Origin of the sequence: Mycobacterium sp. SMC-11 (assembly GCF_046250095.1) — a bacterium.
In the GTDB taxonomy this organism is placed as follows: domain Bacteria; phylum Actinomycetota; class Actinomycetes; order Mycobacteriales; family Mycobacteriaceae; genus Mycobacterium; species Mycobacterium heraklionense_A.
Genome location: NZ_CP176430.1, coordinates 2,053,414 through 2,064,669 on the forward strand (window position 1 = coordinate 2,053,414; position 11,256 = coordinate 2,064,669).

The following is an 11,256-nucleotide window of genomic DNA, read 5'->3' on the forward strand; positions in this document are numbered from 1 at the left end:
CGTGAGCGCGGCACGGGCGACACTGTCAGGGTCATAGCCCGCGAGAATAAGCAGAAAAGCCGCGAAAAATATGTGAGGAATCGCCGGTGGGTGTGATCGCTGGGAGGAAGCAGCCCTGAACTGCTGCTAGACTCGCTTTCGCGACCGTCCCGGCGTACGCCAGGACAGCAAGTGGAGTTCCCTCCCACCACTGGCCCAGGAGCAATCCTTGCGGCTCAGTGGTCCGGTCGCAGGCGGTGCAAACCGCCTGCTCTGCGCGCTGCGCAGGCGGTTTGATGCTATTTCAAGCCGTGATCGGTCGGTATGGGCCCTGCTTCGTGCAGGGCTTTTTTGCTGGTGGGTGGGGTCAGCGCCGCTGCGTCCGGACGAGCACTGCGGCGGCCGCGACCGAAGACTACCCAAGGAGGTCCCATCAGCACTGAGATCCGCGTCAACGAGCGCATTCGTGTACCTGAGGTTCGTTTGATCGGCCCGGGCGGGGAGCAGGTAGGCATTGTGCGCATCGAGGATGCGCTTCGCGTCGCCGCGGATGCCGATCTCGACCTTGTCGAAGTCGCACCGACCGCCAAACCGCCGGTCTGCAAGATCATGGACTACGGCAAGTACAAGTACGAGGCGGCTCAGAAGGAGCGCGAGTCTCGCAAGAACCAGCAGCAGACCGTCGTCAAGGAACAGAAGCTGCGTCCCAAGATCGACGACCACGACTATGCGACGAAGAAGGGCCACGTGGTCCGCTTCCTCGAAGCCGGGGCCAAGGTCAAGGTGACGATCATGTTCCGCGGCCGTGAGCAGTCCCGGCCCGAGCTCGGCTACCGCCTGCTGCAGCGGCTGGGCGCCGACGTCGCCGAGTACGGCTTCGTCGAGACCTCCGCCAAGCAAGACGGACGCAACATGACGATGGTGCTGGCACCGCACCGCGGCGCGAAAACCCGTGCCAAGGCTGCAGAAGACGCCGGTGGAGGCGCGGTTCCCCCCGCACCCGCCACCGCTCCCGCCCCCGCGGCGGATGCGGCCGAGCAGCAGCCCGAGAACTAAAAACCCGACAGCAGAACTGAGGAAACATGCCCAAGGCGAAAACCCACAGCGGCGCTTCGAAGCGATTCCGTCGCACCGGAACCGGCAAGATCGTCCGGCAGAAGGCGAACGCCCGCCACCTGCTCGAGCACAAGCCGAGCACCCGCACCCGTCGTCTGGCCGGCCGCACCGATGTGGCTGCCAGCGACACCAAGCGCGTCAACGCGATGCTGAACGGCTAATTGCCGCTTTCTCCGCATCGCAATTCCCCTTACGCCCAACGAGAGTAGGAACACCCCATGGCACGCGTAAAGCGCGCAGTCAACGCCCAGAAGAAGCGCCGTACAGTCCTGAAGGCTTCGAAGGGCTACCGTGGCCAGCGGTCGCGGCTGTACCGCAAGGCCAAAGAGCAGCAGCTGCACTCAATGACCTACGCCTACCGGGACCGTCGTGCCCGCAAGGGTGAGTTCCGGAAGCTGTGGATCTCCCGCATCAACGCGGCGGCCCGCGCCAACGACATCACCTACAACCGGCTGATCCAGGGCCTCAAGGCCGCCGGTGTCGAGGTGGACCGCAAGAACCTCGCTGAGATCGCCGTCAGCGACGCGGCTGCATTCACCGCGCTGGTCGAGGTCGCTCGGGCCGCGCTGCCCGAGGATGTCAACGCGCCTTCCGGCGAGGCTGCCTGACCCGAACCGAGCCGATGCTGACCGAACGTTCGGCCCGGGTGGTCGCGGCGGTCAAGCTGCATCGGCACGTGGCCAGGAAGCGCGAACAGCGCTTCCTGGCCGAGGGGCCTAATCTGATCGAGGCCGCGATCGCACGCGGTCTGGTCCTTGAGGTCTTCGCCACCGAATCGGCGGCGCAGCGTCACCACGATCTGCTGGCTTCAGCGCAGGTACCGGTCCAGCTGGTGACCGATCGCGCGGCAAAAGCCTTGTCGGACACCGTCACTCCGGCCGGATTGATCGCGGTGTGCGCGCACGCCGAAGCGGAGCTGCACACATTGCTGGCCGATGCCCCGCGACTGGTGGCGGTGGCCGTGGGCATCGGCGAGCCCGGTAACGCCGGCACTCTGATTCGCATCGCCGACGCCACCGGTGCCGACCTGGTGGTGCTGACCGGCAACAGCGTCGACCCCTATAACGGCAAGTGTCTGCGTTCGTCCGCGGGCAGCATCTTCAACGTCCCGGTCGTGGTGGCTGCCGACACCGATGCCGTGCTCACTGCGATGGGACAGGCGGGACTGCAGGTGCTGGCGACGGCCCTTGACGGCGAACTAAGCCTCGACGACGCCGATCCGGTGCTGACCGCGCCCACCGCGTGGCTGTTCGGCCCCGAGGCCCAGGGGTTGCCGGCCGAGGCCGCAGCCGCCGCCGACCACCGGGTGCACATCCCGATGGCCGGCGGCGCTGAGAGTCTCAATGTTGCTGCCGCAGCAGCGATCTGCCTCTACCAGAGCGCGCGAGCCCAGCGCCGCGCTTAGGCGGCCTTGGGCTTACGGCGCGGTGGCCGCGGGGTCAGACCGCTGCCGGCGGCCAGCGAGAAGGTGCTGTGCATCAGCGCACCGGCACGCTCGACCAGTTTCATGCCCCGGCTGACCGGCGGGACGTAGTGCATTCCGCTGCGGCGCCGATCTTTTGGCGGTCCGCTGAACCACGGGGCTTCGATCGGCGGTGTGTCGCTGGGGATCTTGCCCTGCTCGCGTCGGTATCCGGCCAGCGCGCGCGGGTGCAGCCGAATCTCGTCCGGCACGAAGCTGAATGCCACGTGGCTGACCTTGCCCAGCAGCCGTAGCAGCACCTCGTCGCCCTCTGACCAGCGCAGACCGGCCTTCTCTCGCACCACCGGCTCGAACAGTCCGGCCGCCACCCAGCGTTGGGCGGCCAGTGCCGGTTTGAACATCTGGTGCCACACCGCGTCGGGCATGGGGACGAACCAGGGCTTCGGGATGCGGATGTTCAAGATGTCGATGGCGGCCGGCGTCAGCTCCAGCTCGTCCTCGCACACCCGGTTCCAGTACTCGCAGAACTCTTCCCAGGACTTCGGCACGGGGCGCATGCTCATGCCATACATCTGGTACCACTGCACGTGCTCGTCGAAGAGCTGGCGCTTCTCGGCCAGAGTGAGCCCACCGTCGAAGTATTCGGCGAGCTTGATGATCAACATGAAGAACGTGGCGTGCGCCCAATAGAAGGTGTCGGGGTCCAGCGCGTGATAGCGCCGGCCCTTCTCGTCGACGCCCTTGATGTCGCGGTGGTAGTCGCGGATCGAGGCACCGGTGTGCTGGGCCCGGATGCCGTCGTAGACGACGCCCATGATCGGGTACACCGACCGTGTCACGCGCTGCATCGGCTCGCTCAAGATGCTGGAGTGCTCGGTCACGCCGGCGCCCAGGCCGGGGTACATGTTCTCGATGGCGCCGATCCAAACGCCCATGATGCCGGTGCGCAGGTCGCCGAAGTACTTCCAGGTCAACGAATCGGAGTTCAACGGCTCAACCGCGGTAGCGGGTTTGGGAGGGGTCTTGGCAACGCTCGGGGCACTTTCGTCGGCGGGCGCGGGCGCCTGCTCAACGGATGCGGTCGGCGTAACGGTCATCACGTCTCCTGTCTTGGAACCTGAAACTACGATAATTGTGACAACGATCGTTGTCTACATTGGTTGTGGCGCGTCGCCCCGAAAACGCCAACCGTGTCGTGTGCCACTGTCGGGGTCATTGCCGGTCTCGGCGAGCGCCACCTACCCTGAATCCCATGGACCTCGAGCCGGCCCCTCGGCAGGCTGATGGGCTCGGGGAGGCGGTGGAGATGTCCGACGAGCCCAGCACCAACCGCCGCCCGACGTTCTCCCTGGATGAGGCCGCGGCCTGGCTGAACCGCACCACCAACGACGTCCGGATCGTGGACTTGGTCCGGCGGGTGCGGCGAGTGTTGCCCGGGGATCCGGAATTCGGTGATCCGCTGTCGACCGCCGGAGATGGGGGACCACAGGCCGCCGCGCGGGCGGCCGACCGCCTGATGGGCGATCGCTCGGCGGCCTCGCGTGAAGTCAGCCTGGGCGCGCTGCAGGTCTGGCAGGCCCTGACCCAACGAATGTCCCGGGTGCCGGGCAATGCTGAGGCAACGCTGGTCTTAACTGATTTGGTCGGCTTCTCAACGTGGTCGCTGCAGTCCGGCGACGACGCCACCCTGACCCTGCTGCGCCGGGTGTCGCGGGCGATCGAGCCGCCGCTGCTGGACGCCGGCGGCCGCATCGTGAAACGGATGGGCGATGGGCTGATGGCCGTGTTCCGGGATCCGCTGGTGGCAGTCGCCGCGGTCCTGGATGCACAAGAGGCCATCCGCGAGGTCGAGGTCAACGGACACACGCCGCGGATGCGGGCCGGCATCCACACCGGCAGGCCCCAGCGGCTGGCCGACGACTGGCTCGGTGTGGACGTCAATATTGCCGCCCGGGTCATGGAACGCGCCGCCAAGGGCGGGATCGTGGTTTCCGGGCCGACTTTGGAACGGATCGACCCGGCCGCCCTCGATGAACTGGGTGTGGTTGCCAAGCGAGCACGCCGTCAGGTGCTCGCGGCCAAGACCAGCGGCGTACCGGCAGATCTGACGATGTACCGCCTGAAGGTAGTTCGCCAGAGCCCTTCAAGCGCCGACTGATTGCGCCTCGTTAACTTCCTTGTGGGCCGGTCAGGTTGGCTCACACGAGTGGATGAACCCCGTTCCTTGGAATACCCTGCGGTGAGCAAGGTAACTATTTGACCGGTTTACACAGGTCGCCTTAAAGCAGAAGCGGGGAATCATGTCAGGTCGGCAGCAGCGTCGGAACAACCGCCGTAAGACGAATCGGCTGGTTGGTGCCGGTGGCACCGCGGCGGCGTTCCTGACATTTGGCATGGCGCCCCTGGCAGCGGCCCCTACAGCCCGCGCCGACTGGGACTTCGACTGGCTGACTGACCTCTTCACCCCGATCTCAGGCTCGGACAGCGGCTGGGACAGCAACGCCTGGGACATCGGATCGTGGTTCAACGCATCGGCAGACCCGGGTGCCGCCGCCGACACAGGCGCGTTCGACATATCGGCGCTGTTCAACACCCTGTTCTACCAACCGTTCCACGCGAGCATGGAGTCGTTTATCGACAACTCGGCCAACGCCTGGATCATCGACATAGTCAACTCGCTGAACACGAATCCGGATTACTGTGGCCTGATCTGCAATGGTGCGGACGGCACTGCGGAGAGCGTCAACGGCGGCAACGGCGGCCTCTGGTTCGGTGACGGCGGTGCCGGCTACTCCGCGGGCGCTGACGAGGACGCGGACGCCGCCGTTGGCGGAGGCGCCGGTGGTAACGCCGGCTGGTTCGGCAATGGCGGCGCCGGTGGCGCGGGAGCTTTGGGCGGTGACGGCGGTGCGGGCGGCCTCGGCGGCTCAATCATGGGGCTCGGCGGCGCGGGTGGCGCCGGCGGCGATGGTGGAGACGGCGGCAACGGTGGCGCCGCGATGGGCTGGCTGTTCGGCATCGGCGGCGCGGGTGGTGACGGTGGTGCGGGCCAGATCGGCGCGATCGGGACTACCGGCTCATGGGCTGACGGCGGCAACGGCGTCGGCGGCACGGGGTCCGCGGGCGACACTGGCGGTAAGGGTGGCAATGGCGGTGCCGCGAGCGGTTCCCTGTTCGGCACCGGCGGTGCGGGCGGCAAGGGTGGTGCCGGTGGCGAGGGCGGCCAGGGCGGTACCGGCGCAGCGGGCGATGCGGCCAACCTCAATGGTGGAACCGGCGGCAACGGTGGTGCTGGTGGCGCCGCTGGTGTAGGCGGCAAGGGCGGTGACGGCGGCTCGCTCGGCCTCAAGGGCGCGGACGGCGCTGACAGTGATGTCAAGGGTGACGGTGGTAAGGGCGGTACCGGTGGTGCTGGGGCTGACGCTACCGATGACCACATAGCGGGCAATGGCGGTCTTGGCGGCGATGGCGGCGACGCTGGCGACAGCGGTAACGGTGGTATCGGTGGCACGGGCGGCGCCGGTGGTGCCGGAAATGCCACGCAAGAGGCGGGCACCGGCGGCAATGGCGGCAACGGTGGTGACGGCGGCAAGATCGGCAACGGCGGCGCGGGTGGTACCGGTGGTGCTGGCGGCATCAGTGGCACCAATGGCGATGACATGGATGGCCTCGGGTCTGTCGGCGGAAAGGGTGGCGTCGGCGGTAACGGCGGTGCAGGCGGTACCGACGCGGGCAACGGTGGCAATGGCGGTGTTGGCGGCGTCGGCGGTGCTGGGCATGACGGCATAAAGGGCACGAACGGGGATGACGCCACCACTGCGGGCGAAGACGGCGGCAATGGTGGTCAAGGCGGCAACGGCTTCGGCGGCGGCGTGGGCGGTGTCGGCGGTCAGGGTGGAGCTAAGGGCGGCGGCGAGGACAGCATCGCCGGAAAGAGCGGCAACGGTGGAGCCGGCGGTGTGGGTGGCGCGGTCGGTGCGGGCGGTGACGGCGGCAACGGTGCGAACGGCACCTGGGCAAACGGCGGCGATGGCAAGGGCGGCGACGGCGGTCAGGCCGGTGAGAACGGCGCGGCGGCTGGCAACGGCGGAGCCGGCGGTGCGGCTGGCGGTGCCGACGCCGAAGACGGTGCCAACGGCGGTCAGGGCAGTACCGCTCCTTCCCAAGCCAGTAAGGGCGGTGACGGTGGTGACGGTGCCGCCGGTACCGCGCAGCACAACGACGGCGGCCAGGGCGGCAACGGTGGCGACGGAGCCTACGGCGGCGACGGTGGCAGTGGCGGCAACGGCGGCAACGCGTACGTCGGGTCTAACGGCAACGGCGGCGACGGTGGGACCGGGGGCAAGGGAGCCGACGGCAACGGCTCCGTCGCGAGCAACGGCGGTCACGGCGGCCAGGGCGGTAATGGCGGCAAGGCCGCCGGCACCGGTGCTGGCGGCCAGGGCGGTAATGGCGGCGACGGTGGTAACGGCGGTACCGGCCTGACGGGCAGTAACGGCAGCTTCGAAGATGGCGGCACCGGCAACGGCGGCAACGGAGGTGCCGGTTACAGCGGTGGCAATGGCGGCAAGGGCGGTGCCGGCGGTGGATCCGAGTCCGGCACCAACGGCAGCGGCGGAGACGGCGGCGACGGTGGCCAAGCGGGCGCGGGCGGCAGCGGTGGTAACGGCGCTAACGGGGACTGGGATTCGAAGGGGCAGTATGGCTACGGTTCCGGCGGTAAGGGCGGAAACGTTGGCAGCGTGGGCGCTGTGGGTAAGGGCGGCGCGGCGGGCGACGTAGGGACCGGCGGCACCGGCGGCGAAGCCGGCACCGCGGGTGCGGACGGTCAAGGGATCTATGACCCCCACCAGGTGCACGGCGGCAACGGCGGAAACGGCGCGGACGGCGATGTTCTCCACCTCAATGGTGGTGCCGGCGGTGACGGCGGCACCGGTGGAACCAACGGCAATGGTGGCGCCGGCGGCCACGGTGGGGACGGCGAGACAAACACCGGCAACGCAACCACCGGCGGCAATGGTGGCGCTGGCGGCAACGGCGGTGCGGGCGGTACGGCTACCGGTAACGGTGGCAACGGTGGTGACGGCGGCAAAGCTTCACCCAAAACGACTGAGAGCGATACCAGCACTGCCACCAAGGGCGGGAACGGCGGCGCCGGCGGCAAGGGCGGCACGGCCGCCGGTACCGGCAACGGTGGTGACGGCGGCAAGGGCGGCGACGCCGGCACCGGAACCCAATATGGCGGCGCCGGTGGCGCCGGTGGCGCGGGTGGCGCAGTTACCGGTTCGGGCAACGGCGGCAAGGGCGGGGATGGCGGTGCCGGAGCCGTCGCAACCGGCTGGAAGTCCGACGGCACCTGGGGCATCGACGGATTCAGCAAACAGTTCGGGGCCGGCACCATCGTCGGTATCTCTGGCGCTGGTGGCGCTGGCGGCGCCGGTGGTGCGGCAACGACCGGGAACGGCGGCGCCGGTGGCACTGGCGGCAACGGTGGTGCAGACACCGCTCCGGCCGACACCCGGGTCATCTGGGGCGGTGCCGGCGGCGCCGGCGGTGCTGGTGGCGCCGCGACCGTCAAGGCCCCCGAGGGCGACGCCACCCCTGCCGTCAGCGGTGAAGGCGGCAGGGGCGGTGCAGGCGGTCAGGGCGGGCAGGGCACCATCACCGGCGGCAGCGGCGGCAGCGGCGGTGCCGGTGGGGCCAGCACCAGCAAGGCTGGCGGCGACGGCGGCGCCGGCGGGAACGGCGCCGTGGGCTCCGGCTGGAATGACGCCAACGGCAGCGTGGCCGGCAAGGGCCAGATCCTCGGCTATGGCGGCAGCGGTGGCGCCGGTGGCGCCGGCGGCAACGGTGAGACCGGTGGCGATGGCGGGACCGGCGGTAAGGCCGCCGACGGCATCAGTGGCGGCAACAAGTTCGGCTCCGGCGGCATCGGCGGCGCTGGTGGGGCCGGCGGAACCGGCACCACCGGTGACGGCGGCAACGGCGGCAAGGGCGGCGACGGCGGCGGCGGGAGCTGGCGGGCCCAGAACGGCGGCGCTGGTGGGGCCGGTGGCAACAGCACCGAAGGCAACGGTGGTGTCGGTGGCGAGGGCGGTAATGGCGGCAGCCTGACCAGCAACGGCGGCACCGCGCCGACCAACGGCAAGGCCGTCCAGGTTGGCGCCGGCGGCGCGGGCGGCAACGGTGGCAGCAGCACCGCAACCGACACCGAAGGCGAGGGAGGCAAGGGCGGTCAAGGTGGTGACGGCGGCGACGGCGTCGGCAGTATCAAGGGCGGGGCCGGCGGGACCGGAGGCACCGGCGGCAAGTCGGGCAGCGTGGCCGGCGAGGCCGGCACCAAGCCCGCCGCGCCTACCGACAAGAACGGCGTCGAAGGCGGCGCTGGCGGCGACGGAGCCGAACCCAAGGCGCCCAGCAGCTAAAACCCACACGGCGAAGGCCCTGCACACCACGTGCGGGGCCTTCGTCGTCTCGGCAGTCTGCCGTTTCTGTCGGCAAGCTAGATCTCAGCCATTTGGCTGATGTTCGGCACCCCTCGCGCGAGTTAAGTAATCCCTGAGCCGTCCGAAGTCTTCGGACGGCAGAAGGGACGGAGGGGACGATGGGTGGGCAGCGATACGCCCGGATCAACCGGCGGAAAGCCATGAGAGCGGTGGGAGCCGCGGGGACGTTCTTGGCATGCGGGGCGTTGGCGGCGCCGCCGGCTGCTCGGGCGGATCTGGGATTTGAGGACTTGTTCGATCCGGCATTCTGGGCGGCCTTCTCCGAACCGACCCCGGCCGATGCTGGCTCGCTGGCGGCCTTCGATGTGGCCAGTTGGTACCACGAAGACCTCTATCTGCCGATGTACGACAGCCTGCAGGCAATGCTCACCAATCCGGCCAATGCGTGGTGGCTAGACGTGGTCAACGCGCCCTCGGTGCTGCTGTTCGGCCGGGATGTGATCGGCAACGGTGTCGACGGGTTCGATGGTCCGAACACGTCGCTGTTCGGCTGGGTGCCCGGGATCGGGGATGCTGGCGACGGCGGCTTCTGGTTCGGTGACGGCGGGGCCGGGCTTGCTGGGACGGCGTCGGCCCCTGACGGCGGGGTCGGCGGGATGGCCGGCATGTTCGGCAACGGTGGGGTCGGCGGAGCGGGATTCAGTGCTGCGCCGGGTGATAGCGGGATCGTCGAGGCCGGGGACGGCGGCCTCGGCGGTGCCGGTGGCTGGTGGATGGGCGACGGTGGTGCCGGTGGTATGGGCGGTACCGGGTGGGCCGACACCGGCGGCCTCGCGGGTGAGCATCCCGGCGGCAACGGTGGCGCCGGCGGCGATGTGGTCGCGTTGTTCGGATTCGGCGGCAACGGCGGGGTCGGCGGCACCGGCGGGGGCGGGATCGCGCCCACCACCGCGAATCCGGCTGGCGCGGCCGGCGGCGTCGGCGGGAACGGCGGTTCCGGCGGCAATGCCGGCACCTGGATCGGCAACAGCGGCGACGGGGGCGCGGGTGGCCGGGGCGGCGCGGGTGCCGTGGGCGGAGTCGATGCATTCCAGCATGGGCTTGTCGGGACCAACGGCGGTGATGGCGGCAACGGCGGTGCCGCCGGAGCCGGGGTGGGCCAATACGGGTTCGTCGGCTCAAATGGAATCGGCGGCGCCGGCGGTAATGGCGGTGCCGGTGGCGATGGGGGGCGAGACGGCAACGGGAACTTCGCCGCTGGGGGTGGAAACGGCGGACGAGGCGGTACCGGCGGCACCGGCATCGACCAGGCGGGTGTCGGCGGTAACGGCGGCGCGGGCGGCGATGGTCGCGGCAGTAGTCGCGGTGGTGCAGGAGGCGCTGGTGGCTCCAGCGACACCGGCGTAGGCGGTTCCGGGGGTGTAGGCGGCGCCGGTGGCAACAACTACGCCGCCCCCGGGACCGGCAGCTTCGGAGGGCTCGGCGGGACCGGAGGGGTCGGCGGTGCCAGCGTTCACGGCACGGCGGGCAGCGGTGGCATGGGGGGTAACGGCGGCAGCGGCTCGTTTGAAGGCGGTCCCGGCGGTACCGGCGGTGCAGGCGGGGCGAGCAGCTTCGGCATTGCCGGCAACGGCGGTGCTGGCGGCGCCGCCGGTTCCGCTACCGGCGTAACGGGTTTCGTTCCGGGTATGACCTTGGCGTACAACGGCACCGGTGGTGCCGGCGGTGCCGGCGGTATGACCATTTCCGGCGTCGCCGGTAACGGTGGGGATGGTGGCAGTGGCGCGGCCGGTCTGACCGGTGCCGACGTGGTCAGCTGGGGCGCTTCCGGCGGAGCGGGGGGCGCCGGTGGGACTAGCGTCTCCACCGCCGGTGGTGACGGTGGTGCCGGCGGCGCGGGAACAACCGGAACCTGGCGAGGCGGTGATGGCGGTGTTGGGGGTGCCGGGGGTACCGGTCAAAGCGGCGCCGGCGGAGACGGCGGCCCTGGCGGTGTCGGCGGGGACAGCGCCGGGACCCTGCGGCCCGGAGAGTCGCCACCCCGCGCGGGCGCCGGCGGTTTCGGCGGGCACGGCGGGGACAACGTCGACGGCTCGGCGGCGGGTGGCTACGGCGGGTACGGCGGAGCCGGTGGTAACGGGGTCCCCGGTGTCGCCAGTGGCGGTACCGGCGGTGACGGCGGTGGAGGCGGTTCCTCGGGAACCCTCTCCGGCCGGGGCGGTGAACCCGGCTATCTCGGCATCGACGGGGCGGGCGGAGTTGGCGGTTTCGGCGGCGCCGGAGCGCCCTAGC

General features: G+C 70.0%; 8 protein-coding genes. 7 read left to right on the forward strand and 1 reads right to left on the reverse strand.

Annotated elements, in window-relative coordinates; all coding sequences use genetic code 11:
• The first annotated feature begins 411 nt into the window (after positions 1–411).
• Genes infC through ACKY0X_RS09590 form a run of 4 tightly spaced genes read left to right on the forward strand, consistent with a single transcriptional unit; the run spans position 412 to position 2,500 of the window.
• Positions 412–1,035, forward strand: coding sequence for a translation initiation factor IF-3 (gene infC / locus ACKY0X_RS09575; RefSeq protein WP_234784656.1), 624 nt, complete (start codon positions 412–414; stop codon positions 1,033–1,035).
• A 26-nt stretch (positions 1,036–1,061) separates the two neighbouring features.
• Complete coding sequence (gene rpmI / locus ACKY0X_RS09580) at positions 1,062–1,256, forward strand: 50S ribosomal protein L35 (protein ID WP_046285567.1); 195 nt, start codon at positions 1,062–1,064, stop codon at positions 1,254–1,256.
• A gap of 57 nt (positions 1,257–1,313) precedes the next feature.
• Positions 1,314–1,703 (forward strand): 50S ribosomal protein L20, encoded by a 390-nt coding sequence (rplT, locus tag ACKY0X_RS09585; protein ID WP_024442881.1) that lies wholly within the window; start codon positions 1,314–1,316, stop codon positions 1,701–1,703.
• Positions 1,704–1,717: 14 nt separating this feature from the next.
• Positions 1,718–2,500, forward strand: coding sequence for a TrmH family RNA methyltransferase (locus ACKY0X_RS09590; protein WP_409429235.1), 783 nt, complete (start codon positions 1,718–1,720; stop codon positions 2,498–2,500).
• Here the strand turns inward: ACKY0X_RS09590 and ACKY0X_RS09595 are convergent.
• Complete coding sequence (locus tag ACKY0X_RS09595; protein ID WP_409429236.1) at positions 2,497–3,615, reverse strand: oxygenase MpaB family protein; 1,119 nt, start codon at positions 3,613–3,615, stop codon at positions 2,497–2,499. The genes ACKY0X_RS09590 and ACKY0X_RS09595 overlap by 4 nt on opposite strands.
• Positions 3,616–3,770: 155 nt before the next feature.
• On the opposite strand from ACKY0X_RS09595, the gene ACKY0X_RS09600 reads away from it, so the two are divergent.
• The 3 genes from ACKY0X_RS09600 to ACKY0X_RS09610 all read left to right on the forward strand — a co-directional run bounded on the left by ACKY0X_RS09600 (position 3,771) and on the right by ACKY0X_RS09610 (position 11,255).
• The gene (locus ACKY0X_RS09600; RefSeq protein ID WP_409429237.1) at positions 3,771–4,676 is read left to right on the forward strand and encodes an adenylate/guanylate cyclase domain-containing protein; all 906 of its coding nucleotides are present in this window, start codon (positions 3,771–3,773) and stop codon (positions 4,674–4,676) included.
• 142 nt (positions 4,677–4,818) lie between these two features.
• The gene (locus ACKY0X_RS09605; protein ID WP_409429238.1) at positions 4,819–8,943 is read left to right on the forward strand and encodes a PE family protein; all 4,125 of its coding nucleotides are present in this window, start codon (positions 4,819–4,821) and stop codon (positions 8,941–8,943) included.
• 179 nt (positions 8,944–9,122) lie between these two features.
• Positions 9,123–11,255, forward strand: coding sequence for a hypothetical protein (locus ACKY0X_RS09610; protein WP_409429239.1), 2,133 nt, complete (start codon positions 9,123–9,125; stop codon positions 11,253–11,255).
• The last annotated feature ends 1 nt before the right edge of the window (position 11,256 follow it).